This window comes from Oribacterium sp. KHPX15, assembly GCF_900107835.1.
Taxonomy (GTDB): Bacteria; Bacillota; Clostridia; order Lachnospirales; family Lachnospiraceae; genus Oribacterium.
Genome location: NZ_FNRG01000036.1, coordinates 1 through 25,708 on the forward strand (window position 1 = coordinate 1; position 25,708 = coordinate 25,708).

Below are 25,708 nucleotides of genomic sequence, written 5' to 3' on the forward strand. Positions count from 1 at the left end.
TGAACATCGACGCCACAACAGGTTTGATAAACAACTTTCATAGGCAATGCTCCTTTCCTTAAAAAATAGAGAGAAGCCATTGACTATTCCACCACACATTTAACAAGAGTTAAAACAATTCTTAGTGTACGGTCTGATAGAGCCACTTATTTGTGCTTGAAAGGTGGGAACTTACACTGATTAGTATGCTGTCTAAAACGAGAAAGTTTTTACGACTCTCCTCATCGTGCTTTGTAGTGTAGCTTCTCGCTTTCATTATATATGCAGCATAGAGGGGAATCGATACTTTCATCACTATTTGTGCCGCCGCTCGCCGGCGGAATGGTAATTAGTATGAAAGAAAGGGACCGGCGCGAGCCGGTCTCTTTTCTTAACAGAATTAAAAACTTGCTAGCGTATGAGGGTTGAAATATAATTAGACGGTAGTTTGGAAGAAATTTTCTGTATAAAGATGAAATTTTTAAAGTTATTTTTAGGAGGAGATTATGAAAAAGAACAAATTTTTAAAGCTTGTAACGGCAGTAGTGCTTGCCGGATCGGTACTGGTGGGTTGCGGAAGTGCTAAAACAGAGACAACTGCAGAGACCACTCCTGCGGCTTCGGCAGAAGCAGCAACAGAGGCAGCGAAAGAAACCGGTGCATCAGAAGAAGTTAAGACAGAATCAGAAGATTCAAAAGAAGCTGCAGCAGAAAACCCTCAGGAAAGTAAGGCAGCTGAGGAATCAAAGGAAGAAGAAACCTCTGCTTCAGTTGAGACAACGGAGACGGAAGCATTCGGCGACACATCGGAAGGAGCAGTAAGAGTCGGCTCTCTCAAGGGACCTACCACTATGGGCCTTGTAAACCTTATGAACGAAGTTGAGACCAGAGATAAGAACGGCTATCTTTTTGAGATGCAGACACAGCCGGATGTGATTCTCGGAAAACTTGTAAAAGGAGACCTTGATATAGCACTTATCCCTGCTAACCTTGCAGCCATTGCTTATAACAAAACAGAGCAGGGAGTCAGCGTTATAGATATCAATACACTTGGTGTCCTTTACTGCGTTACAGCTGATGACAGCATCAAATCAGTTAAGGATCTTGCGGGAAAGACACTTCTTTCCACGGGACAGGGAGCAACACCTGAGTATGCCATCAACTTCCTTCTTGATAAAAATGAAGTAACAGACTGTAACATTGAGTTTAAGTCTGAGGCAACCGAGATTGCAGCACTTCTTCAGAATGATCCGAATCAGATCGCAGTTCTTCCTCAGCCATTTGTGACTGTAGCAATTGCTCAGAATGATCAGCTTAAGGTTGCTTTCTCCCTTACAGACGAGTGGGATGCGGTTTCACCCGAATCAAAGCTCCTCACCGGAGTTACAGTAGTACGTAATGATTTTCTTGAGGCTAATGCTGACAAAGTGGAGGCATTCATTGAAGATCACAAGGCCAGCACCGAGAAGGCCAATTCAGACATCGAAGGAACTTCTGAGCTTATTGCAAAGTATGGAATCATTGCAAAGGCACCTATAGCAGCAAAGGCTATACCGAACTGCAATATCGTTGCAATAACAGGAGATGAAATGAAAACAAATCTTTCCGGATACCTTCAGGTTCTCTTTGATCAGAATCCTAAATCAGTAGGTGGAAAGCTTCCGGGAGAGGATTTCTACAAAACAGCATAAAAAGGAACATCTATATATATGTTAAAGAAGTCTTTTATCGTGATTTTTTGGCTTTTGATATGGCATCTGACAAGCCTTCTGGTGCATAACAATATCATGCTTGCCGGCCCCGTTAACACGATTATAGCTTTAAAGAGAATGATTTTAACGGGGGAATATTGGCAATCCATACTGTTTTCGGCAGTAAGAATTATGGGTGGATTTTTTATCGGCTCGATAATCGGGATATTACTGGCATGGCTGTCTTATAGGGAGAAGTATGCGGAGGATATTCTGAAACCCTTCATAACTACATTGAAGGCAATACCTGTCGCCAGTTTTGTTATCATTTTACTTATCTGGGCCGGTAACAAAATTTTATCCCTTTACGTTAGTACACTGGTGGTTATCCCGGTTCTGTATCTGAATACGCTCAGCGGACTCAAGGCAACGGACCCAAAGCTTTTGGAGATGGCCGAGGTATTCAGAATGCCGATGCTCAGGAAGCTTTGCTACATATATTTGCCGTCCCTGTATCCTTTCTGGAATAGCAGCCTTCAGGCGGCCCTCGGTATGGCCTGGAAAAGCGGTGTTGCTGCAGAAGTTATCGGGCAGCCGCTGAAATCGGTGGGAAACAGCCTGTATCAGTCAAAAATATATCTTGAAACAGCAGACCTCTTTGCCTGGACCATAACCATCATACTGACGGCGATGATACTTGAAAAGCTGATACTGAAAGTATTAAAGGTGTGTATAAAAGCCTGATTAAATATGAACGTAGTGTGAAAAATTCTTTCAATTACCATTTGCGACACTAACTGAAAGTGGAAGAATGGCGATTTATATGTATTCATTATGAAATAGTGAGGTGAATATCAGTGCTGATTCAAATCAGGGATATTACTAAAACATATGATGGGAAGATAGTTCTGGACCGGGTGAATCTCATGATTGATACAGCCTCGGATTCCAGAGACGTTCTCTTGAGAGGACCTTCCGGTATCGGCAAGACAACCTTGTTAAGAATCATGGCTGGTTTGGAGACTGCTGACAGCGGAAGCATTGAGATAACAATGGGAGAAGCTGCCGGAGGTGGAAAAAAGCTCAGAGTAGGTATGGTCTTCCAGGAAAACCGGCTTTTGGAGCAGTTTTCTGCAGTGGAGAACGTGGCCTGTGTGGACCCCATGATCTCCCGGGTAAGAGCAAGAGAGGCTCTCGGGAAGATACTGGAGGAAGAGGCATTGGACAAACCCGTAAGGGAACTGTCCGGTGGAATGCAGAGACGTGTTGCCATAGTAAGGGCAATGCTTCCGGCTTCGGATATTCTTATTATGGATGAACCATTGACAGGACTTGACCCGGAAACCAGAGACAGAGTGATAAACTATATCATGGAAAACAAAGGCAGAAGACCAATTATCATAGCAAGTCATGAAACGGAAGGACTTCCGAAGATGCGGGAACTGGCATTGGTGTAGAATTGATGCAAGGTTTGCCTGCATAATTTCAGATAATAGGAAATGGAAGATGTTGAAATCGACATTTGCATAGAGCTGATTCTGAATGCGCATATGACAGGATTATGAGGATATGGGAGTTTTTACTGTTATGGAGAGGAGAAAAATGTACGACATTGGACCTTACACGATTGAAGACAATCAGAAAAGAGAGGACAGGACAGAGCTCATCGATGGTTACATATACAAAATGAAGTCTTATCTTCCTATCTATGGTATATACCTTAGGAACCTTTACGGCATGATCATGAAGGCTTGTAATGAAGGCGAAGAGTACGGAAGACCCTTTATGTTTGTGGGTGTAAGGCTTGATAAGGATGACAAAACCGTCATAGTTCCTGATATTTGTGTGGTTAAGGATGAGGAACAGGTTGCCGGAGGGGAGTTTGTTGAAGGTGCTCCGAGAGTTACCATAGAGTTTCTGGGAAGTGACCTGGAAGACCGGAAAAGGGATCTCTATCTTAAGCTTCTAAAATATAAGGAAGCAGGAGTTCGGGAGTACTGGATCATCGATGTGGAGCATAAAAATCTGATGGTTTATGACTTTCAGGAGATAACACTTCCTAAATTCTACAGCTTTAACGATGAAGTGCCGGCAGAAAACATTATGACAGGACTAAAGCTGGACTTTAAAGAGCTTGAGGAAAAGGTAAAGAAATTTTATGAAGCAGCAGAATTTGCCCGGAAGGTAAAAGAGAAAAAGGCTGCCGGGCAAAAATAAAAATGGAATCTTTAGGGTTTTGACAAGGAGGAGATGAAAAAAACAACTCCAAACGTCAAAACCCTTTAATTTTGACTAAGCAAATTGATATGTGGCCGCGAATAGAGGAAAAAGAGAAAAGAGTAAAACTATGATGGAAAGGTAAATTATAGAAGACGCTGATATAAAAGGATTTTTTTGTTTGGTAATAATTATGGGGGTATAAATCCACAATTCAGAAGTATTAATGCAAAAAAATGTGGATATCCGATGACAAATTTCATTTAAAGAAGAATTTTTTCAAAAATTCATCAGAAAAACCGCATGAAATAAATGGATAAACAGGGTAAAATTGTGGATAAAAAATAAACAGAAAATAAAGAAAGTATAAAATCAATAGGGGAATGTAATCTTATGCAGATAAAAAATTAAGAGGGAATAATTTGGTATATCAAATTATTCCCTCTTAAAAATTTTTAACCCTTCATGCACTGAATTGCTTCCTTGGCAAGAGGTGAACGGACACTGGAACCGGAATCGAACTGGATGATGGCACAAAGAGGTGATCCCTTCATGTGTTCCGCAGCATAAACAAGACCATTGTTACGTTTATCAAGAGTAGGCACGTCAATCTGACTCGGGTCACCGGCGATAACAAGCTTTGTACCGATGCCGGCACGGGTTATAACATCACGGATCATGGTGCGGGAAGCATTCTGCGCTTCATCGCAGATCATATAAGTGTTCATAAGTGAGCGTCCTCGGATAAAATTAAGTCCGCAAACCTCGATGACGCCGTCATCAAACATGTCCTGCATCTGAGTCTGAACCTGCTGATGATCTTCCATATCCCGGCTGTTTCCTGAAAGCAGTACTTCGATATTGTCATAAAAGCTCTGGTAAAGATTGAAAAGCTTATCATTAAGATCCCCGGGAAGATATCCGATATCCTCAAAGCTCTGGGCTGTAGGTCTTGAAATAAGAAGCTTAATGTACTCGCTGTCGCTTCTTCTTTGGGTCTGATAGGTTCCGTCAAGACCTGCGGCAAGAGAAAGGAAAGTCTTGGCACAGCCGGCAGGTCCCAGAAGAATAACAAGAGGAATCTCCTCAGCCGGAGCCGTAAGAGCCCACATTGCGTACTTCTGCATGGCATTTTTGGGCTTAATGCCTCCGAACAGAGTTTGTTCTTTAATAAGATTAAGTTTTCCGTTACGGTAAACCGAAAGTGCAGACTGCTTTCCTGCGTGAAGAGTTACGAATTCATTGGCAAGAAGAGTATCCGAAATGTCCTCGGGAAGGATCAGAGATTTGTCGGCATATAAGGAGTTAATATACTCGGTTGGAACGTCAAGATCGATATGACCGGTATAGCCGCTGGTTTTGATAATGCTGTTCTTGTAGCCTTCCACCTTTACTCCGCAGATGGTGGCATTGATACGCATGGAAATATCATTGGTAACAAGGATGACCGGAGTACGCTTGGAGTTTCGCATGATGTGAATGCAGCTGGAAATGATACGGTTATCGGGAACCTCCAGTGAAAAGCCCTCCGGAAGGTACTCGCTCTTGACTCCGTCCGGCTCGATAGACAGCTTTCCGCCGTTAGGAAGCTTGATTCCCTTCAGAAGATCACCCTGCATACGAAGTTCGTCCAGAATCCTGCAGCATTCGCGGGCATTGTAACCTACTTCGCCGCCCACGGTCTTCTTTTTGTCAAGCTCCTGAAGAGTTGTCCCGCAAAGAATCACGTGGTTGTCCGCAAATCCGTCCACCATAGAGTGAGGATTCTCGAGCAAAATGTTCGTGTCCAGTAAAAACTTCTTGATCATATGTCACCTCCGATATCTACTATATCTTGGGATTTGTATTACCTATATTATACAACTTATTGTGTCTGATTTATAGAATATTTATAAAATTCAGTTTACGATTTTAAATTGTTTCTTTAAAAGTTCATTGACCGGAAACGTCTCAGGTGTTACGTTCATGCAGTAGCTAGCAGAAGCATGAAAGCAGCCGGAATAAGCGAGGCATTATGAAAGAAAACAAGCTCTATACATTAGTAACAGCAAACACGGTAACAGTATTTTGGTATAAGCCACTGGATGCAGCAGATTTTGTCAGATATAAAGTGTATCTGGATGGAGATCTTCGCGGGGAAACGGATAAAACACATTTCACGGTAGATAAGCTTAAACCCAATCATAAATACAAGATAAAGGTTGAGTATGTTACAGATAAAAAACAGGGTAAATATCAAAAAATAGACAAGGTAAGCTTTATAACCAATAAGGAAAAGAAGATCATCAATGTAACTAAAGCTCCATTCAATGCTGTCGGTGACGGTGAGACCATGAATACCAAAGCACTTCAGATGGCCATTGATGCAGCAGATGAAAAGGCACAGATATATATACCCGAGGGTGTATATATGACAGGCGCATTACATCTTCACAGCAATATGGAGATATATCTTGAAAAAGGAGCAGTGATCAGGGGGACTGATAACCCAAGGGATTATCTTCCGAAGATCCCCAGCAGATTCGAGGGTATCGAAATGCTCTGCTACTCAAGCCTTATAAACATGGGAACCATGGATCACAGCTCAGATACAAACTGTGAAAATGTACTGATATTCGGTGAAGGCACTATAGAGAGCGGCGGAAAAGCCCTTGCGGAAAATGTTATTAATGAAGAGAAGAAAAGTCTGGATTTGGAAAATGTAAATCTGGACGAATATGAGAAAGCAGAGACATTGCCGGGAAGAGCAAGACCCAGGCTCATAAACATTTCCAATTCCAAAAATGTCAGGATTTCAGGACTTAGATTAAAAAACGGAGCCTCCTGGAATGTACATATGATCTACAGTGAGAATGTTGTAACCGATAACTGTGAATTCTACTCAAAGGATGTCTGGAACGGTGACGGCTGGGATCCGGATTCAAGTCTCAATTGTGTGATTTTTGGCTGCAGGTTTTATACCGGGGATGATGCCATAGCCATTAAATCCGGAAAGAATCCAGAAGGAAATATCATTAATATTCCAACCAGGAACATCAGCATCTTTGACTGCATAAGTGAATTTGGTCACGGCATCATAATCGGATCGGAAATGTCCGGCGGAATAGAAAATGTCGAAATCTGGGATTGTGATATCACTAACAGCTCAAATGGCTTTGAAATTAAGACAACCGGAAAAAGAGGAGGTTATGTTAAGAACATCAATGTAAGAGATTCGGGATTCTCACGTATTCTTATTCACGGTGTCGGATATAATGATGATGGTGAAGCGGCAAAGTCTGATCCGAGTATAAGTGATTGTCATTTTAATAATATAAACATTATAGGTAAGTATCTTAATGAAGATGATAAGAGGATAGACTGTAATGCCATAGAGATAGAGGGATTCAGTGATATGAAAGGAGTAGTGAGGGACATATATTTTGATAATATTAATATCTTTAATGACTCAGGCATATCACTTAAGAATATCAGCAATATCCACCTGGATAACATAAACTCTGAAATTGTTAAAAATTAGATTATTGATAGTGACATTAAAAACTAATAGTGTATAATAATACGCGGGTATATATGGCAGTATAACCCCGCAATGGATTACTGGCACTAAACTAAGAGAAAGAGGTAGAAACAGAAATGGCAAAGATTGATTTAACAAAGTATGGCATTACCGGCACAACAGAAATTGTGTATAACCCATCTTATGAGGATCTTTACACAGAAGAGAAAAAGGAAGGCCTCGAGGGATATGAGGTAGGACATGATACAGAGCTTGGCGCTGTAGATGTTTTCACAGGTATCTATACAGGACGTTCACCTAAAGATAAGTACATCGTAATGGATCAGAACTCAAAGGATACTGTATGGTGGACAACAGATGAGTATAAGAATGATAACCACCCGATGACAGAAGATACATGGGCTATCGTTAAGGACCTTGCAAAGAAGGAACTTTCAAACAAGAGACTCTTTGTAGTTGACGCTTTCTGCGGAGCTAACAAGGATTCACGTATGGCAGTTCGTTTCATCATGGAGGTTGCTTGGCAGGCACACTTCGTAAAGAACATGTTCATCGCTCCTACAGCTGAGGAAGAGGCATCATTCGAGCCTGATTTTATCGTTTACACAGCTTCAAAGGCTAAGGTTGAGAACTTCAAGGAGCTTGGTCTTAATTCAGAGACCTGCGTAGCTTTCAATGTTTCCAGCAAGGAGCAGGTAATCCTCAACACCTGGTACGGCGGAGAGATGAAGAAGGGTATGTTCTCAATGATGAACTACTTCCTTCCTCTTAAGGGAATGGCTTCAATGCACTGCTCAGCAAACACAGATATGAACGGTGAGCACACAGCTATTTTCTTCGGTCTTTCAGGAACAGGTAAGACAACACTTTCAACAGATCCTAAGAGACTTCTCATTGGTGATGATGAGCACGGCTGGGATGACAACGGTGTATTTAACCTTGAGGGCGGATGCTATGCTAAGGTTATCAACCTTGATGCAGAGGCTGAGCCTGATATCTACAATGCTATCAAGAGAAATGCTCTTCTTGAGAACGTAACAGTTTCTGAAGATGGAAAGCTTGATTTCTCAGACAAGAGCGTTACTGAGAATACCCGTGTTTCATATCCTATCGATTTCATCGAGAAGAATGTTAAGAAGGTAAATCCTGTATCTGCAGGTCCTCAGGCTGATAATGTTATCTTCCTTTCAGCAGATGCATTCGGAGTACTTCCTCCTGTATCTATCCTTACACCGGAGCAGACACAGTATTACTTCCTTTCAGGATTCACAGCTAAGCTTGCAGGAACAGAGCGTGGTATCACAGAGCCTACTCCTACATTCTCAGCTTGCTTCGGACAGGCATTCCTTGAGCTTCATCCTACAAAGTATGCTCAGGAGCTCGTTAAGAAGATGGAGAAGTCCGGTGCAAAGGCATATCTTGTAAACACAGGATGGAACGGAACAGGAAAGAGAATTTCCATCAAGGATACACGTGGAATCATTGATGCTATCCTTAATGGTGATGTTCTTAAGGCTCCTACAAAGAAGATTCCTTACTTTGATTTCGAGGTTCCTACAGAGCTTCCCGGTGTTGATACAGGTATCCTTGATCCTCGTGATACATATGCTGATGCTTCTGAGTGGGAAGCAAAGGCAAAGGATCTTGCAGAGAGATTCCAGAAGAACTTTGTAAAGTATCAGGGTAATGAGGCTGGTAAGGCACTTGTTAAGGCAGGTCCTCAGCTTTGATTCTCAGATGAGAAACAAACTAATAAATGATTTAAGAGAGGTGAGTGCAGTAGGCATTCACCTCTTTTTTGTGATAAAATAGAACAAAAGAATGTACGTGATTTATAGTTGTATGTGACAGAATCAAACCTGGAATGGAAGAAAAAATAGCTTGTGGGATTCAACTATAAATATGAGGGGGATGTATGGCAGAAAATATTGAAGAAAAGAAAAAAAGAGTCAGCATAAAGGAAAAACTGGCAAATCCCGCTACCGGATTTGAATATGCTTTATCATTGGTATCGGGCAAATTTAAAATGCCGATTCTGTACACACTGTCTGTTTATCCTACAGTCAGGTTTAATGAGCTGCAGAGGTATATACATGACATATCCTATAAAACTTTAAGCAGAAATCTGAAAGAACTTGAATCTGCCGGACTTATAAACCGAAAGGAATATGCCCAGATACCTCCTAAGGTGGAGTACTCACTTACAAAGGATGGTCAGTCAATGATCGTGATTTTGGATGAATTCTCAGCATGGGGTGAGAATCACATGATGAAGCAGAAGAATAAGAATTCAAATGAGCAGAACAGATAGAATCTGAAATACTTTGGTAATCTGACTTTATAACTAAGAATAGGATGTTAAATCAAAATAGCCTCTCAGCATGATTTTTAGTATGCTGAGAGGCTTATTGTTTTAAATCTGTAAAAGTGAGCAAGAAGAATTAATCATCAAGTCAGATTCAGTCTTTCATGGCATTTTTGATTGCATTCAAAAGATCACTGTATTCTTCAAAAGCAGGAAGCTCAGGATGATCAGCTTTGATCTTTTCTGTACTTCTGAAAAGGAATCCGGCTTTTGATGCCTGTATCATACCGAGATCATTATAACTGTCACCGGAGGCTATGGTCTCATATCCTATGGACTGAAGAGCCTTAACGGTTGTGAGCTTGGATTTTTCACATCTCATCTTAAATCCGGTAATCTCTCCGTTTGGGGCTACTTCAAGAGTATTACAGAAGAGCGTTGGGTTACCAAGCTTCTTCATAAGAGGAGAGGCAAACTGCTCAAAAGTGTCGGAGATAAGTATAACCTGTGAGAAAGAACGAAGCTCATCGAGAAATGCTTTCGCTCCCGGAAGAGGATCGATGGTTGCTATCACATCCTGAATTTCTTTTAATCCAAGACCGTGTTCCTTTAAAATCCCAAGTCTCCATTTCATAAGCTTGTCATAATCGGGTTCATCTCTGGTGGTTCTTTTCAGCTCAGGAATGCCGCTGGCTTCTGAAAAAGCAATCCAGATTTCAGGTACAAGTACTCCTTCAACATCTAAACAGGTGATATACATAATGCCTCCCTTGTGTTATTTATGATTAAATACAGCTACATTAAATGAATTTAAAGCAAAATTATTGCTCATCCGGCTTTATTCTCAAACTGACAGGAAAGTAACCGGATCAATTGATAATGGTTTTAGACTGCCGGATTTCGGGTAGTTTACTGTCGATCCATTTATAAATATTATCATGAACCTCTTCTTTATTGGTTTCCCAAATCATTTCATGGCGCTTTCCCGGATATATCCGTAAAGATACATCGTGACCGGTTGAATGAAGCCAGGCATAAACTGAAGCAGGACCTTTACCATATTCACCCACGGGATCGGCTCCACCGGAGAAAATGTAAACAGGTATCATGGGGACACTGGCAGCCCATTTGTCTTCTCTTACAGAAATAATACCTTTAACCATTTCGTAGTAGGCACCTATGGTGAAACTTACGGACAAAGGATCGGCGGCATGTTGTTTACAGATTTCGTCATCGGTACAGCACCATGCACCGGCATTAACAGGATTTACTATATCTTTATTGAAAAGATAAGTCATAAACTCTCCATATTTTGTGGCCGGAGTCATGTGATCATGGAGCTTAAGGTCAGCTGTCAACACTCCCAGGGCAGAGTACAGGGAATAAACGAATCCTCCGGTTCCGCTGAGGATAAGTGCATCTGCGTCCTTTGGGAACTTCGTAACATAGGAACGTACGGCGAAGGAGCCCATTGAATGCCCAAAAAGAATAACGGGAAGTTCAGGAAACCATTTTTTTACTTTAAGGATAAGCCGCCGTATATCGTGTAAAAGGTACTCCCAACCGTGGGAGGGGCCGAAGCTTCCTGCATGATTCTGAGATTTTCCGTGACCTTGAAGATCAAGCATTGCGACAGTGTAGCCTAAACCTGTAAGTTCCTCAGTCCAGGAAAGGTAACGACCGCTGTGGCTTTGCATTCCGTGAACTATGACGATGATTGCTTTTTGATCCTGTTTTTCATTTCTGTATAAGCAGTTATAAATCTTTCCATCACCGTTAGCGGATGGAGTGTACCATTCTCTTCTTTCCATAGTTATACCTGCATTATTCATATTGTTTTAAAGTTATAATAGCCATACATAACTATATCAAATATTTATATGTTAATCAATTTACCTGCAAAAAACAGTATTTTATGAATATAGGATATTGTAAAATGAACTGAATAGATTAGTAAAGAATTATGAATTAAATAAGTATAAAATATCACTGATTATAGCCTGTCAGGCTGCAACTGAGTGGAGATTACGGCTGATATACAGCGTTAATAGATGAGGAAAGAGTAATGATGAAGAGTATCATATATATAAATAAAAAGAGCAAAGATAAGGTGACAAAAGTCAAGTCGATAGCATTATTGAAAAAGATAAAACTCGAAAGCGTCTCAGAAGAGGAGTATTCGTCTCTTCCCGAGGATGCGGAAATATTGATAATGAGGGGAATGGACAGAGTTTCCATGACGGATTTTTTATCAGTACTTAGAAAAAAAGGATTAAGTGTCGACTATAAATGTGTTGAGACGGAATCTAATAAAGACTGGCCCATAGATAAGCTGTATAAAGAAATAAAATGTGAACATGAGGCAATGCAGAGACAAAGGACAGATTGAATTTATAAATCATGTCTGTTAAACTGTAACGCGAACTTTCAATGGGCAGATGTTGCCAGTGTATAGAGCCAAATGGATTTGCATCTGTAAGTCAGAGATAAACGGCAAATTACATGCGTTTATATATGAGGAGAACTATGGAAGATAACTTTTTTGAGATAACAGATAAAGATGATAAGAATATTTTTGATACTTCGGAAGAAGAGTTTTCTGAAAATGCGGCACCGGTAGACAATAAAAAGGATGATGACAAAAAAACGGTATCAGCAGACGGTAAAGGGGACAAAGACAAAAAAACGTCTAAAAAAGCCGGCAATTCCGTGCTTGCTGAGATAATAGACTGGATAAAGGTTTTAGTGGTAGCCGGTTTTCTGGCTTTTGGCATTAATAATTTTATCATTGCCAATTCAACCATACCTACAGGTTCAATGGAAAACACTATAATGCCGGGGGCCAGGGTGTTTGGTTCAAGGCTGGAGTATACCTTTGGAGAAGTCCACAGGGATGATATAGCGATCTTTATCTATGGATATACATGTAAAAAAGACGGACAGATGTACAGGGAAAATTCAAATCATGCCTGTCCGAAATGCGGAAGAAAAGATGCGGACAATTCAGTGGTTTATTATGTAAAAAGAGTTATCGGTATGCCCGGTGATCACATTGAGATAAAACAGACCGGTACAGCTGATGCTTCGGAGTTCCATAACATTGAAATAGGTGTTAATGCAGACGGCACCACACCGCAGGTACCCATCGGAACAGTTTATGTAAACGGTGAGGCAAAGGAAGAAGTATACCTGCCTGAGCCTATGATCGTCGACGGAAGACAGTTCCCGGAGGTGGATGTGGTTGTCCCCGAAGGTCACTACTATGTTCTCGGAGATAACAGAAATAATTCAATGGATGCCCGTTTCTGGGGTGATTACAATATGGTGGCAAGAGACAGAATGTTAGCAAAAGTTTACTTTAAGTACTGGCCATTCAATGATATGGGATTTGTAAAATAAAACCGCAGAAATGTGCTGAAATGGTCATCAGCATCTGATGATCAGCTGTAAAAATAAAATCAGGATATATAGCTAATGTGAAAGGGCGGCAAATGCTAAGCCCTTTTTCACATTTTATACACATAAAGCGATTAGAATTCTAATTCACAGTATATTGTCATATCAATACTGAAGATATAATAGTAATTTATGTAATGATCTTTTAAATAAGAGTTATTATAGATTTTAAAACAGAGAGGATGAGCAGATATGTCAAAATCAGAAGGGCAGAAACTTGAAGAAAAGCTTTGTTACAAGATCAAAAACATAGGCATGGAACGTCCGGAGGATGTGGAAAAGGCCAATGAATTCTGCGAAGGCTATAAGGTTTACCTTGATAATGCAAAAATTGAAAGAGAAGCTGTAAAGTATTCTCTGGAACTTGCGGAAAAGTATGGGTATAAGCCTTTTGAGAGAAGCAAAAAGTATAAAACCGGAGATAAGGTATATTTTAACAACAGAGGAAAGAACATTATCCTGACAACATTCGGAAAGAAACCTCTTATTGACGGAGTTCATTTTAATATTGCCCATATAGATTCTCCGAGACTGGATTTAAAACCGAATCCGCTTTATGAAAAGGATGAGCTTGCTTACTTTAAAACACATTACTATGGCGGAATCAAGAAGTATCAGTGGGGAGTGACTCCACTTGCAATTCACGGCCGTGTGATGCTGAAAGACGGTTCTGCCATTGACCTTAACATAGGAGAAAATCCCGGAGATCCGGTATTTGTGGTATCGGATCTGCTTCCTCATCTTTCACAGCAGCAGAATCAGAGAAAACTTTCTGATGGCATAAAGGGAGAGGAGTTAAACATTATCCTTGGTTCAACGCCTGTTCCGGACAAGGAAGTTAAAAAGGCATTTAAGTTAAAGATACTTTCAATCCTTAATGAAAAATACGGAATGACAGAGGAAGATTTCCTCAGAGCAGAGTTAACCATGGTTCCGGCACAGCATGCTGTGGATGTTGGTCTGGACCGTTCTCTTGTGGGAGCTTACGGACAGGATGATAAGGTATGTGCCTATACAGCACTTATGGCAGAGTTTGAATGCAAAAAGCCAAAGCACACAACTGTAACAGTACTTGTTGATAAAGAAGAGATCGGATCAACCGGCGTTACCGGCATGGAAAGCGATATGCTCCTTCATTACATGGAGGATCTTGTTGAAGCTGAGGGTGAAAGAGTACGGGATGTACTGAGAAATTCACTTTGTCTTTCAGCTGATGTCAATGCAGCATTTGATCCAACCTTCCCGGATGTATTTGAGACCAACAATGCTTCCTATCTTAACAGAGGTCCGGTGCTTACAAAGTATACAGGATCAAGAGGCAAGTCATCTTCAAATGATGCTTCAGCCGAGACTATGTATAAGGTTATCAAGCTTATGGAAGAGGATGACGTACTCTGGCAGATTGGTGAACTCGGTAAGGTAGATGCAGGCGGCGGCGGAACCATCGCCAAGTACATTGCAAATATGGATGTGGATACAGTAGACCTTGGTGTACCGGTCCTCTCAATGCATGCGCCTTTTGAGATAACTTCAAAGCTTGATGTTTACTACACCTACAGAGCATTTGTTGCATTTAATAAATAAAAACAATCTATCAAACAAAAAGAGGAGATAAATTATGAAAAAAAGTAAGTTTTTAATTACAGCAGTTGCTGCATTAACAGCTATGTCTATGGCTGCATGTAACTCAGGCAGTGTTCCTGAGGGAACAACAGGGGCTGAGACAACAGCTGCAGCTGATGGAACAACTGAATCAACAGCTGCCGATGGAACAGCTGAATCAACGGCTGCCGATGGAACAGCTGAAACAGAGGCTGTGGATCCTGCAATTGCAGAGCTTGAAAAAACCGAAGTACCTGAAATGCCTGAACTTAAGGATATGGGACATATAAAGCTTGTGGATTTAAGTACCATCACTGTGGAAACAGCACCAAAGCAGGTTGTGGATGAAGAAATGATAGATTCTCAGATAGACACTCTTTTGTCTATGCATAAGGATGAAGTTGATGAAGCTGCCAAAGAGGGTGATACTGTAAACATTGACTACGTAGGAACAGTTGATGGTGTTGAATTCGACGGAGGATCAGCAACAGGCTATAACCTTACTCTCGGATCAGGAACATTCATACCGGGTTATGAGGATCAGCTTATCGGTGCCAAGAAGGGAGAGAAGGTTACTGTTAAGGTAACATTCCCCGAGGACTATGGTAAAGAGGACCTTCAGGGCAAGGATGCAGAATTCGCTGTAACTGTTAATACAGTTTCAAGAACTCCTGAGCTTACAGACGAGTGGCTCAAGAAGCATGCTGAGGATCTGGAGACAGAAGCAAAGACAGTTGCTGAATTCAGAGATGAGCAGAAAGCACTTCTTCAGGCTCAGGTAGATTATTCATATAACGAAGAAGTACGTTCAAATGCACTTCAGCAGATAGTAGATAAATCAGAAATCGGTATGTCTGATGCTATGAAGGAGTATGCTGAGGCATATGTTATAAAGTCACAGATCGATTCAGTAGCCCAGTATGGATTCACTCTTTCCAAGATGCTTGATATGTATGGTATGTCGGTGGATGAGTTCAAGGAAGAAATGTCAAGTTATGCAGCAGATTATGCAGCTCAGAGAATGATTGTGGCAACAATTGCAGATGAGCAGGGAATCAAAGCTACTGACGAACTCATTGATAAGCTTGTATCGGAGTATAGTACTCTTTCAGGTCAGAAAATCAATAAGGTAATGCTTATTGAGCAGTTTGGTGGAGATGCTGTAAAGGAAGAAGCTGTAAATAATGCAGTTTTCCAGTATATCCAGGACAATGTAAAGGTGGTAGAAAAAGAGGAAACTGCTGAAGAGACAGAAGCCGCTGCAGAAACAGAAGAAACCGAAGAAGAAACTGAGGAAGAGACAAAGGCAGGAAACGATCTTCAGGGCGAAGGCGGATTCAAGACAAAGAAGGTTGAAGAAGTTTACACAGCACCGGCAGATGAAGAGACAACAGAAGCTGAAAGCGAGAGCGCTGCAAAGTAATACAAAGCCATCGGAAAAAATTATTTAATCCGGCTGTACTTGAAATATCAGGTAATTGGTAACAGTTCATCCAGGGGCTAAGCAGAGAACCACCGACTGAACTGTTATGGTAATTGAAATAGGATGGAAAGAGATTTCCATCCTATTCTATTGACATCAGCACTTTAGCATGGTAGAGTGTTGAAATATAAAAGGATTGATGATCTTTGGGGACTGAGCCATCAATAAAAAATTCTAACCTGGTGGTGTCACTGCCATAGATCGAGGAGGAAAAATGAAAAAGAATCTTGCATTATTAATCACAGGAATCGTAGCAATGAGCGCATTAACCGCCTGCGGCTCAAGTAAGCCTGCAGAGACAACAGCTGCTGCAACCACAGCTGCGGCAAATGAAGCAGCAACAACAGCCGCTGCATCAGAGGCAGCAGAAACTGAGGCCGCTACAGAAGCAGCAGGAGAGCAGGGAACAGCAGTTACAACAGCTACAGGAAAATTTACTGTAGGTTTTGACCAGGAGTTCCCTCCTATGGGCTTTGTTGGTGATAATGGTGAGTATACAGGCTTCGATCTCGTTCTTGCAGAGGAAGTTGCAAACCGTTTAGGACTTGAATTCGTTCCACAGCCTATCAACTGGGATGCCAAGGATATGGAGCTTGAGTCAGGAAATATCGATTGTATCTGGAACGGTTTCACAATGCAGGGAAGAGAAGACGGATATACATGGGTTGGTCCTTACATGGCCAATAATCAGGTATTTGTTGTTAATGCAGACTCAGATATCACATCACAGGCTGATCTTGCAGGCAAGGCTGTAGAAGTTCAGAAAGACAGCTCAGGACTTAACGCCATCAATGACAGTGCCGATCTTCTTGCATCATTAGGTTCACTTACAGAAGTAGCGGATTACAATACAGCTCTTATGGACCTTGAGTCAGGTGCCTGCGATGCCGTTTGTATGGATAGTATCGTAGCAGGATATCAGATCCAGTCATCAGGCAAGAATATGAAGATCCTTGATGATACACTTGCAGCTGAGGAGTATGGAATCGGATTCAAGAAGGGTGACGATGCACTGGCACAGGCAGTAAAGGATACACTCCTTGATATGGCAGCAGACGGAACCGTAGAGAAGATCTCCAATGAGTGGTTTGGTTCAAATGTATTTACATTAAAGTAATACATAATATAATTAAAATAGTACATAATCGGAAGCGTTACTGTGGAAGTAATGCTTCCGCTTTTTTCAGTAAAGGGGAAGGTAAAGACTGTGAAGATATCAAAAGCAGGCATTATATCGGTATTGGCAGCAATGGTCCTGGGCATCAGTGCATGCGTAGGCGGATCTTCAGGCGGAATGGGATCCGGCGGTTCATCTGGCGGAAATTCCGTAACCCTCATGGTCTACATGATCGGCTCCGATCTTGAGTCCATAAACGGTTGTGCATCCGAAGATATCAATGAAATGATCAAGGCGGCGCCCGGCAATAATGTTCATGTAGTTTTGGAGACCGGTGGCTCCAACGCCTGGATGACCCAGGAAATTTCCAGTGAAAAGATCCAGCGCTGGGAACTCAGCGGCAGCGGCATTACCCTGAAGGAAGAACTGGACAGTGTCCGTATGTCTGATTCTGATACCCTGGCTGGTTTCCTAAAATGGGGAAATGAGAACTATCCTGCGGACCGGACAGCGGTTATCCTGTGGAACCACGGCGGCGGAAGTGCCCTGGGATACGGATATGACGAGCTGCACCCTGAGAGTATGCTGACGCTTCCGGGAATCCGGACAGCCTTTCAGGATGCGGGCGGCCATTATGCATTTATAGGATTTGATGCCTGCCTGATGTCCACGGTGGAGACAGGCGTCATGCTTTCCGACTTTGCCGACTATATGATTGCCTCGGAGGAGACGGAGCCCGGTACCGGCTGGGATTATACCAAGTGGCTGAGTAAGCTGGAGGAGAACCCGGGTATTTCCATGGAAGAACTCGGAAAAGTGATCACACAGGACTTCTTAGCCCAAAGTGAAAAGAATAAGTATGACACCTACACCCTGGCAATGATAAAACTGGACAAAATCCAGGACTTCATGAAAAAGCTGTCTGAGTATTTCTCAGATTCCGATGTCAGGATCCAAAAAGGAGAATACAGCACATTCGCATCAGCACGAGTCCGCAGCACAGAATTAGGCTTCGGACAGTACGAGCAGATCGATGTGGGCAATTACCTGAGTCAGGTAGACCCGGAAGACACCTCAGGTCTTACACAGGCTCTCGGTGATTGTATTGTATGCTTCGAAACCAACCTGGACGGCACCAACGGACTGGCTATGTATTATCCCTACCGTAACCTCCCCCTGTACTCGAAAATGATGCAGACCATTTCCGAAATCGGATATCCCGGAAGTTATTTTGATTTTTTCAATTCGTTCTGCTCAGTGCTTTCCATTGCGGATGCGGAAAACCCGGTACCCTATCAGGACACGGCAGGAATTACCGTACATGCGCCAAACAAGGCCGCCCCGGCTGACGACATACCTATGGTCTCACAATATGCTTCATATCCCTGGTACAGGAACGACATCGTGAAACAGTACTATCCGGAAGCCAGCATTGACTCTCATGAGGCCATACTGGAGCAGTATGCCACGGATGTCTTCGACTGCTTTTACTGGGTCGACCTTCCGGAAAAGGTAGAGTGGGAAAACATCTGGTACAGCGAAGATAGGCTCCTGCTGGACGATGGCGAGAAGCTGTTATATATGGGAACAAATGCCAAGCAGGATCTCTACAAGGAAAAAGCTAATGTTCTCGTATATGATACACTTTGGTTCTGCATCGGGAACACTATAGTTCCCAGCTTTTTCCAGTATTTTGAGGAGCGTGACGACGGGTTGGTCAATGCGGTTCATTATATCCCGGCTGTTTTGAACGGAAAGGAAAATATCCAGATAGCCGTGAAAGAAGATATTGAGACAAGGACGAAGATCGTACTGGGCTATTTTATTGAGGACGTCATGGGTGAAATTAACGGCATCAGGATTCCGCCGAAAGCATATTCGCAGTTCAAGGAGGGCGACGAGCTCCGGTTCCCCGTGGATAGTTATGATTACAACTACAGGTATCTTGGCACGGTACTTTTGGATGGTGTGGAATCCATCGGAGAGAACGGATTGTTTTTAACGACAGGATATACGGGAAATCATTCTGCCAGGATCAGCCTTGTTCTAAAGGACATTTACAATAACTATATAAGCACCCCGTGGGTAGAACATAAAAAGAAAGAAACCGGAGACCTGCTTGGAATAACGTCAGAAGCGGACGCATGGGTTAAAACTGCCGCCCCGGGAAACTATCCGGACGCAGTTGGCCTGCCCTACGGTTTTGGTATCAGCTACGGATTTAAAATTCGTAACGACACCCCAAATGATATCCGATACATCTATTTTAAACATGCTGACTACCCGGAAGACTGGTACAATGATATCCTCTATGAGTCAATCCCTGCCGGAATGAGCGCAGCATACGCCGACATCGAACATCACATCAACTGGGACTGTTCTGCATGGTCCATGAAGATAGTCGATGCCGAAGGACGGACGAACAGGGAAGAATTCGTATTCAACCCCTGGGTGGCCGAGGAGATCACCATTACCTGGAATGAGGAAAAAGAAGACTTTGAACCGTCAGTGACCTACGAGGCAGAAGGCGATTATGTTAGGGATATAGCGGGGTATTGGGAGGTAATCAGCGGTGGCAGTGAAGGTGATGATTCGGATGCACGGATTTTCATTTCGAAGATGCCACTCTGGAATTTCAAAATCGAAAACCGTGGTCATGAAGTGATAACACACATGTATATGGCCCAGTCAGATACGGATATCTCGGAAAAGACGAAAGAACTGAATGATCGTCTCTACATCGGCGGCGATGATATGCTTACGAAACTGATATTGCCCGGCGAGACATTTGACTATATGGATCCCATCATCTACGACGCAAGCGTGCCTGTTTGGGCGTTTTCCATCATAGATAATGAAACCGGTCTCCGGGAAGCGGAACCGATGATCCCGTTCCCCGTTTGGCTGATGTACGTTGAAGATCTTTCCGGGAACCGGTGTGAGAAATTGGAATTCCGACCCTGGGAAACATCCAAAATCGTCATTAAGGAAAATACCGGAGAAAGAGACGTTGGAAGCGACAACTTCTACGTCTGCGAGATTACGGAGGAATAATCTATGAACGGAAGCATTACCGATATGGTAATGCTTCTTTCGTTGCAAAAAAAGAGAAGCCATAAAGGCTTCTCTGTCGATGTTCCTGATGCGATTCGAACGCACGACCTTTCGCTTAGGAGGCGAACGCTCTATCCTGCTGAGCTACAGAAACACGTCCTGGAACTATTTTCCCAGGCACTTTATATTAGCATATTTAACATTTCAGTTCAACAAAAAGGTCATTCATGATAAACTATTTCTCAGCTATTTTGTAACAGTACACCAGATGAACCACTAACTGCGCCACATGGTCTACGGGATGAATTGTTACGCTGTTTCTCTATCGGTGGCAGCTTGATCACCGGTTAAATACACCAAAATAGCGGGGGTTGGAAGATGAAAGCATTGTACCGAAATATACTCGGCATGATCTTTTCGGTCATGCTGATATTTATCATATTTGTTACCAGTTTTGAAGTTGTTTGTTACGGTTCGCCGGACTTTTACCGGAATGAGTTTATAAAATATGATGTAACGGGAAGCCTTGAAGCCTGGATGGGTGAGACCATGAGCCTTGATGATATGTGTCATGTACTGGACCAGACCATGGTATATCTGAGGGGTGACAGAGAGAACCTCATAATAGAAACCACCATAAACGGTGAACCGGCTTTCTTCTATAATGAAAATGAAGCCTCACATATGGCGGATGTAAGAGTCCTGTTTGTCAAATGCTTATTCCTAAGAGCGATTTTTATACTGACAGCCCTGGCCATTGCAGGCTTCCTCATAGTTGTGGCAAAACCGGGCGGTGCTCTGTATTATTTAAGTACAAGTTTTATAAGAGTATGTGGAGCGATACTTGCTGTAGTCTTGCTGATCGGAGTCCTTGCTGCAACGGATTTCACAAAATACTTCACCATATTTCACGAGATATTTTTCAGGCAGGGAAACTGGATGTTTGACCCCAGGGAAAGCAGGATGATCAATATGCTGCCGGAAGGTTTCTTCTCCGATTGTGCTTTAAAGATTGTGCTGACTTTTATAGCATCGGTACTGGTTGTGATGGCTCTCAGTATAGTGATTACGGTTTTTACAAGGAAACATAAAGATGATAGATAATAAAGAACTGGATAAAAAAAGAGCAATCCTTGTGGGCGCCTGCATTGGTAATGATCCTGATTTTGACACTTCAATGAGAGAACTGGAAGGGCTCGCCGAAGCTGAGAATCTGGAGGTCATCGCCGACATTACCCAGAATCTTGATTCACAGGATTCTGCTTACTACATAGGTTCCGGAAAAGTGCAGGAGCTGAAGGCCCTGGTGTGGGAGATGGAAGCAGACCTTGTGATCGTGAACAACCAGCTTTCACCCTCACAGCTTGCAAATCTCGCCCACGACCTTGAAGTGGAGGTCATAGACCGCACAAACCTCATATTAAATATATTTGCCGACAGAGCAAGGACAAGGGAAGCCAAAATGCAGGTTGACTATGCAAAGCTTCAGTACATGCTTTCGAGACTTGTGGGGCTTCGTCAAAATCTCAGCCGACAGGGAGGAACCGGAGGCTCCATGTCCAACAAGGGATCCGGTGAGACCCAGATCGAGCTTGACAGAAGACATATAGAAAAGCAGATGTCGGAGCTTCGTAAACAGCTTAAGGAGATCAGTCAGAACCGGGACACCCAGCGCCGCAAACGCATGACCTCCGGAATACCCCAGGTTGCACTGGTTGGCTATACCAACGCAGGTAAGTCCACACTTCTCAACAAAATGATAAAGACCTATTGTCCGGATGAAGAAAAGGAAGTTATGGTGAAGGACATGCTCTTTGCCACACTGGATACAACAGTAAGGAAGATAACTCCCCCTGATCACCGGGATTTTCTCCTGTCGGATACTGTAGGCTTTATCAATGATCTTCCCCATGATCTGGTAAATGCCTTCCGATCCACACTGGAGGAGGCTGTTAATGCTGACCTTATACTTGAGGTCATAGATTATTCAGACAGGAATTATCAGATGCATATGGACGTTACGGCCAAAACCCTTAAGGAACTGGAAGCCGGACATATCCCTGTGCTTTACGTAATGAATAAATCAGACCGCAAATATCCCGAGTATCAGCTCCCCATAGACCGTGGAGACAAGATATACATTTCCGCGGAAAAGGGATTAGGCCTCGAACTTCTCCTTCAGAAAATAGATGAAAAGCTTTTTTCCGATTACCTTACCATGGAGCTGATAATCCCCTATACAAAAGGCAACGTGGAGCATGATCTTCAGGAAAGAGCAAGGGTCATCTCTGTAAAGTATGAAGATGACGGCATACATATGACTGCGGATCTCAACCAGGAAATGATAAAGCGATATAAGGAGTTTATACAGTAGTTAATGGAACACGATAATTTACTTGAAGGTCGCATAGATGATCTTTCCAGGAGAGCCTATAACAATGAATATCTCACCTGTACCAATTTTTTGTCGGCCTCAGATATTGCTTCTTTTTACCGGATTCTGAAAGGCCGGGGGATATCTTCAAAGGTTAATGCTTTGAACGGGAGCACTTATGTTATTTACGGAGGTCATGAAGACGCAGACAGAAATGTTATATGTTTTCTTCCAAGCTATACAACTCCCGAAGAGTTTATCGTTTCGGAAGCTGCAGCAGGAGACATCATCAAATGTATCCATGTGAAGCCCCTGAATAATAAATTTGCCGACGAACTTAGCCACAGAGACTTTCTCGGGGCACTTATGAATCTAGGTATCGAACGGGAACAGATAGGAGACATCCTGGTAGATGGGAGTTCAGCCTATATATTTGTTTTAAGTGATATGGCAGATACCGTGGCGAGAGAACTGACCCGGGTTAAGCATACATCTGTCAACTGTCGGGTTGTATCACCAAAAGAGTGTGATGTACAACCTAAATTCACTGAACAATCCGGATCTGTTGCTTCCCAGAGAGTGGATGCGGTGCTTGCCATGGTGTGGCATCTCTCCAGAGGAAGATCACAGGAAGTTATTAAAGCTGAAAATGTCTTTATCAACGGGCAGACAGTGACTGATCCCGGATACAATTTAAAACCCGGAGACCGTGTGACGGTAAGAGGTCATGGTAAGTTTATCTTCGAAGGTACGGGAACCATGACAAAGAAGGGTCGCTTTTACGCAAACGTCAAAGTTTATTCCTAAATATATGAACTAATATATATTTGTATCTGGAATTTGTGGATTGGAAAACAATGACAAATGAAGATGGATTTGAGAATGATGACAGAATGATTCTTTTCAAACTCTAAATAAACAAGAAATAACTTTTTCAAAAAAACAATTGACAAAACGGTCATTAATTTGTAATCTATACAAGCATTAAAAATGCTTTGCACCTTTAGCTCAGTTGGTAGAGCAGCGGACTCTTAATCCGTTTGTCCAGGGTTCAAGTCCCTGAAGGTGCATTTTTTGTTGCAGAAATATTGAAGTCGTGTCCGAAGAGACATGGCTTTTTTCTTTTACTAAAGAGTTCTGTGAGATGGATGATATAGAGGCAGTATGATTTATTCAGTACAAAATCAAGTAATACAGCAACAATTATTGATATGTAATGACTATATGATATAGAATCCATTTGTTGGGCAAAAATAAGACTATTTATACGTTTGTTTATAAAGAATTCAGGAGATTAGAGGGATGGAAAAGAAAAGCACGGTCCAGGACATGACCAGCGGCAACATCATAAAGCAGATAATATTCTTTGCCATGCCCTTAATGCTTGGCAACATATTCCAGATGCTTTATAACACCGTGGATTCAATAGTGGTGGGAAATTTTGTAGGTACCGAAGCCCTGGCAGCAGTTGGCGCAACCACCATGATAGTGAATATGCTGGTGTTTTTCTTCAATGGCTTTGCAACCGGTGCCGGCGTTGTCATGGGAACCTATTTTGGAGCAAAAAATCTGGAAAAGCTTCATAGCGCAGTAGAAACAACCATGGCTGCAACATTCATACTCTCTGTGATTTTTTCCATAGTAGGTGTTCTGGGAGTAACTCCCATGCTGAATTTCATGTCAACCCCGGAAGATGTAATGGGAGAGGCTACACTTTACCTTAGAGTTTATATTGGCGGTATATCCGGACTTCTTATATATAACATAGGAAGCGGTATCCTGAGAGCGGTTGGTGACACTAAAAGACCTTTGTATTTTCTGATTCTGACAAGCGTTATAAACACAATTCTTGACCTTCTGTTTGTTATCGTATTTAAAATGGGGATATTAGGCGTTGCTCTTGCAACCATCATAGCTCAGTTCATTTCAGCATTTTTAACCCTGAGGTTACTGACAAAAACGGATGATATCTATAAACTCACCTGGCATGACATGAGGGTGGATATGCACATCTTAAAGAAAATCATGCTTGTGGGGCTTCCGGCAGGTATCCAGTCGGTTATTACGGCATTTTCCAATGTCTTCGTCCAGGCTTATATCAACTACTTCGGAGCAAGCTGCATGGCGGGATGGAGCTGCTACAACAAAATCGACCAGTTTATAATGCTTCCCATGCAGAGTATGGCCATGGCGTCCACCACCTTTGTGAGTCAGAATATGGGAGCCGGAAAACTGAAGAGAGCTGACGAAGGTACCAACACAGCTGTCAGTATGAGTTTTATGATCACCGGAGTCATAGCCACAGGGATCTTTGTTTTTGCCTCACAGGCTGTAGGGATGTTCACTTCGGATAAAAGTGTTATAGATTATGGTGTTCTGTTCCTAAGGACCAATGTTTACTTCCTGATGTTTAACTGTGTAAATCATGTGCTGGCAGGAGCCCTGAGAGGAAGAGGAGATTCAAAGGGACCGATGATTATCATGCTTGGGACATTTGTTGTCATAAGACAGATATACCTTTTCGTCATAACTCATTTTGTTGCAAACACGCCCAGGATAGTAGCCCTCGGTTACCCTGTAGGCTGGGTAGCCTGCTGTATTTTAGAGGTTACGTATTTTATCATTATAAGAAAAAGGCTGAAACACCAAATTATTAAAAAATAATACTATAAATACAAATTAAAATACAAATTTAATTGTAGAATTTTAAGAAAAAGGCTTGCAATTTAAAAAAACTATAGTATAATTAGAATTGTAAAGAGGAGATGAGAAAAGAAAGGAACCAAAAAAAAGGTTCGCTTCTCTTTAAACTAAGATCCAACCTAGATCTTAGTTGGGCAAACCCGGAGAAATCCGGCGACGCAAAACTACAGGGGCCGAAAGGCCAGCCAGTTGCAATCTTCATGGAGC

20 protein-coding genes, 2 tRNA genes and 1 riboswitch are annotated in these 25,708 nt (G+C 42.3%); of the genes, 18 read left to right on the plus strand and 4 right to left on the minus strand.

The features are described from left to right. The first annotated feature begins 485 nt into the window (after positions 1-485). The 4 genes from BLV86_RS15220 (at position 486) to BLV86_RS15235 (ending at position 3,887) form a co-directional block, all read left to right on the plus strand. Positions 486-1,670, plus strand: a complete 1,185-nt coding sequence (locus tag BLV86_RS15220; RefSeq protein WP_090819237.1) for an ABC transporter substrate-binding protein — start codon at positions 486-488, stop codon at positions 1,668-1,670. A gap of 18 nt (positions 1,671-1,688) precedes the next feature. Further along, a complete protein-coding gene (locus tag BLV86_RS15225; RefSeq protein WP_090819240.1) occupies positions 1,689-2,414 on the plus strand; it encodes an ABC transporter permease in 726 nt (241 codons plus the stop codon). 113 nt (positions 2,415-2,527) lie between these two features. Then, a complete protein-coding gene (locus BLV86_RS15230) occupies positions 2,528-3,127 on the plus strand; it encodes an ABC transporter ATP-binding protein (protein WP_090819243.1) in 600 nt (199 codons plus the stop codon). Positions 3,128-3,272: 145 nt separating this feature from the next. Continuing rightward, positions 3,273-3,887 (plus strand): Uma2 family endonuclease, encoded by a 615-nt coding sequence (locus BLV86_RS15235; protein ID WP_175456584.1) that lies wholly within the window; start codon positions 3,273-3,275, stop codon positions 3,885-3,887. Positions 3,888-4,342: 455 nt separating this feature from the next. On the opposite strand, the gene BLV86_RS15240 is transcribed toward BLV86_RS15235, so the two are convergent. Then, positions 4,343-5,695 (minus strand): PhoH family protein, encoded by a 1,353-nt coding sequence (locus BLV86_RS15240; protein WP_090819250.1) that lies wholly within the window; start codon positions 5,693-5,695, stop codon positions 4,343-4,345. Positions 5,696-5,901: 206 nt separating this feature from the next. Here BLV86_RS15240 and BLV86_RS15245 point away from each other — a divergent pair, with 206 nt between their 5' ends. The 3 genes from BLV86_RS15245 (at position 5,902) to BLV86_RS15255 (ending at position 9,718) form a co-directional block, all read left to right on the plus strand. After that, positions 5,902-7,407, plus strand: coding sequence for a glycosyl hydrolase family 28 protein (locus tag BLV86_RS15245; RefSeq protein ID WP_090819252.1), 1,506 nt, complete (start codon positions 5,902-5,904; stop codon positions 7,405-7,407). A gap of 116 nt (positions 7,408-7,523) precedes the next feature. After that, positions 7,524-9,137, plus strand: coding sequence for a phosphoenolpyruvate carboxykinase (ATP) (pckA, locus tag BLV86_RS15250; protein ID WP_090819255.1), 1,614 nt, complete (start codon positions 7,524-7,526; stop codon positions 9,135-9,137). 185 nt (positions 9,138-9,322) lie between these two features. Continuing rightward, positions 9,323-9,718: a winged helix-turn-helix transcriptional regulator gene (locus tag BLV86_RS15255; protein WP_081828216.1), complete on the plus strand. Its 396-nt coding sequence runs from the start codon at positions 9,323-9,325 to the stop codon at positions 9,716-9,718. 148 nt (positions 9,719-9,866) lie between these two features. Here the strand turns inward: BLV86_RS15255 and thrH are convergent, their stop codons facing one another. After that, complete coding sequence (thrH, locus tag BLV86_RS15260; RefSeq protein ID WP_031554718.1) at positions 9,867-10,472, minus strand: bifunctional phosphoserine phosphatase/homoserine phosphotransferase ThrH; 606 nt, start codon at positions 10,470-10,472, stop codon at positions 9,867-9,869. Positions 10,473-10,581: 109 nt separating this feature from the next. Beyond that, entirely contained in the window at positions 10,582-11,523 is a 942-nt protein-coding gene (locus BLV86_RS15265) for an alpha/beta fold hydrolase (RefSeq protein WP_031554720.1), read from the minus strand. A gap of 254 nt (positions 11,524-11,777) precedes the next feature. Between BLV86_RS15265 and BLV86_RS15270 the strand changes: the two genes are divergently transcribed. The 6 genes from BLV86_RS15270 to BLV86_RS15295 all read left to right on the plus strand — a co-directional run bounded on the left by BLV86_RS15270 (position 11,778) and on the right by BLV86_RS15295 (position 20,424). After that, the gene (locus tag BLV86_RS15270; protein WP_090819257.1) at positions 11,778-12,101 is read left to right on the plus strand and encodes a DUF3783 domain-containing protein; all 324 of its coding nucleotides are present in this window, start codon (positions 11,778-11,780) and stop codon (positions 12,099-12,101) included. Positions 12,102-12,238: 137 nt separating this feature from the next. Beyond that, on the plus strand, positions 12,239-13,111 hold the full coding sequence (lepB, locus tag BLV86_RS15275; protein ID WP_090819259.1) for a signal peptidase I: 873 nt from the start codon (positions 12,239-12,241) through the stop codon (positions 13,109-13,111). Positions 13,112-13,360: 249 nt separating this feature from the next. Then, the gene (locus tag BLV86_RS15280; RefSeq protein ID WP_031554726.1) at positions 13,361-14,752 is read left to right on the plus strand and encodes an aminopeptidase; all 1,392 of its coding nucleotides are present in this window, start codon (positions 13,361-13,363) and stop codon (positions 14,750-14,752) included. Positions 14,753-14,786: 34 nt separating this feature from the next. Then, a complete protein-coding gene (gene tig / locus BLV86_RS15285; protein ID WP_090819262.1) occupies positions 14,787-16,193 on the plus strand; it encodes a trigger factor in 1,407 nt (468 codons plus the stop codon). Between the two features lie 274 nt (positions 16,194-16,467). Further along, positions 16,468-17,370 carry an amino acid ABC transporter substrate-binding protein gene (locus BLV86_RS15290; protein WP_090819265.1) on the plus strand — a complete coding sequence of 301 codons (903 nt, stop codon included), beginning with the start codon at positions 16,468-16,470 and terminating at the stop codon, positions 17,368-17,370. A 51-nt stretch (positions 17,371-17,421) separates the two neighbouring features. Continuing rightward, a complete protein-coding gene (locus tag BLV86_RS15295) occupies positions 17,422-20,424 on the plus strand; it encodes a clostripain-related cysteine peptidase (protein WP_242873338.1) in 3,003 nt (1,000 codons plus the stop codon). A gap of 80 nt (positions 20,425-20,504) precedes the next feature. On the opposite strand, the gene BLV86_RS15300 is transcribed toward BLV86_RS15295, so the two are convergent. Continuing rightward, positions 20,505-20,578 (minus strand) — tRNA-Arg (locus BLV86_RS15300). A gap of 224 nt (positions 20,579-20,802) precedes the next feature. Between BLV86_RS15300 and BLV86_RS15305 the strand changes: the two genes are divergently transcribed. The 5 genes from BLV86_RS15305 (at position 20,803) to BLV86_RS15325 (ending at position 25,462) form a co-directional block, all read left to right on the plus strand. Further along, positions 20,803-21,528, plus strand: coding sequence for a TIGR01906 family membrane protein (locus BLV86_RS15305; protein ID WP_090819271.1), 726 nt, complete (start codon positions 20,803-20,805; stop codon positions 21,526-21,528). Next, positions 21,518-22,798, plus strand: coding sequence for a GTPase HflX (gene hflX / locus BLV86_RS15310; protein ID WP_090819273.1), 1,281 nt, complete (start codon positions 21,518-21,520; stop codon positions 22,796-22,798). The genes BLV86_RS15305 and hflX overlap by 11 nt, the downstream gene beginning before the upstream one ends. A gap of 3 nt (positions 22,799-22,801) precedes the next feature. Then, positions 22,802-23,605: a YlmH/Sll1252 family protein gene (locus BLV86_RS15315; protein WP_090819276.1), complete on the plus strand. Its 804-nt coding sequence runs from the start codon at positions 22,802-22,804 to the stop codon at positions 23,603-23,605. A gap of 190 nt (positions 23,606-23,795) precedes the next feature. Further along, positions 23,796-23,868 (plus strand) — tRNA-Lys (locus tag BLV86_RS15320). A 232-nt stretch (positions 23,869-24,100) separates the two neighbouring features. After that, complete coding sequence (locus BLV86_RS15325) at positions 24,101-25,462, plus strand: MATE family efflux transporter (RefSeq protein ID WP_090819279.1); 1,362 nt, start codon at positions 24,101-24,103, stop codon at positions 25,460-25,462. Between the two features lie 162 nt (positions 25,463-25,624). Next, positions 25,625-25,698: riboswitch (cyclic di-GMP riboswitch) on the plus strand. The last annotated feature ends 10 nt before the right edge of the window (positions 25,699-25,708 follow it).

Coding starts and splice junctions, on each gene's coding strand:
- tig (WP_090819262.1), top strand. CDS start 14,787: ATGAAAAAAAGTAAGTTTTTAATTACAGCAGTTGCTGCATTAACAGCT.
- BLV86_RS15245 (WP_090819252.1), top strand. CDS start 5,902: ATGAAAGAAAACAAGCTCTATACATTAGTAACAGCAAACACGGTAACA.
- BLV86_RS15255 (WP_081828216.1), top strand. CDS start 9,323: ATGGCAGAAAATATTGAAGAAAAGAAAAAAAGAGTCAGCATAAAGGAA.
- BLV86_RS15315 (WP_090819276.1), top strand. CDS start 22,802: ATGGAACACGATAATTTACTTGAAGGTCGCATAGATGATCTTTCCAGG.
- BLV86_RS15235 (WP_175456584.1), top strand. CDS start 3,273: ATGTACGACATTGGACCTTACACGATTGAAGACAATCAGAAAAGAGAG.
- BLV86_RS15265 (WP_031554720.1), bottom strand. CDS start 11,523: ATGGAAAGAAGAGAATGGTACACTCCATCCGCTAACGGTGATGGAAAG.
- BLV86_RS15220 (WP_090819237.1), top strand. CDS start 486: ATGAAAAAGAACAAATTTTTAAAGCTTGTAACGGCAGTAGTGCTTGCC.
- BLV86_RS15295 (WP_242873338.1), top strand. CDS start 17,422: ATGCTTCCGCTTTTTTCAGTAAAGGGGAAGGTAAAGACTGTGAAGATA.
- hflX (WP_090819273.1), top strand. CDS start 21,518: ATGATAGATAATAAAGAACTGGATAAAAAAAGAGCAATCCTTGTGGGC.
- pckA (WP_090819255.1), top strand. CDS start 7,524: ATGGCAAAGATTGATTTAACAAAGTATGGCATTACCGGCACAACAGAA.
- BLV86_RS15240 (WP_090819250.1), bottom strand. CDS start 5,695: ATGATCAAGAAGTTTTTACTGGACACGAACATTTTGCTCGAGAATCCT.
- BLV86_RS15270 (WP_090819257.1), top strand. CDS start 11,778: ATGATGAAGAGTATCATATATATAAATAAAAAGAGCAAAGATAAGGTG.
- lepB (WP_090819259.1), top strand. CDS start 12,239: ATGGAAGATAACTTTTTTGAGATAACAGATAAAGATGATAAGAATATT.
- BLV86_RS15305 (WP_090819271.1), top strand. CDS start 20,803: ATGAAAGCATTGTACCGAAATATACTCGGCATGATCTTTTCGGTCATG.
- thrH (WP_031554718.1), bottom strand. CDS start 10,472: ATGTATATCACCTGTTTAGATGTTGAAGGAGTACTTGTACCTGAAATC.
- BLV86_RS15280 (WP_031554726.1), top strand. CDS start 13,361: ATGTCAAAATCAGAAGGGCAGAAACTTGAAGAAAAGCTTTGTTACAAG.
- BLV86_RS15325 (WP_090819279.1), top strand. CDS start 24,101: ATGGAAAAGAAAAGCACGGTCCAGGACATGACCAGCGGCAACATCATA.
- BLV86_RS15225 (WP_090819240.1), top strand. CDS start 1,689: ATGTTAAAGAAGTCTTTTATCGTGATTTTTTGGCTTTTGATATGGCAT.
- BLV86_RS15290 (WP_090819265.1), top strand. CDS start 16,468: ATGAAAAAGAATCTTGCATTATTAATCACAGGAATCGTAGCAATGAGC.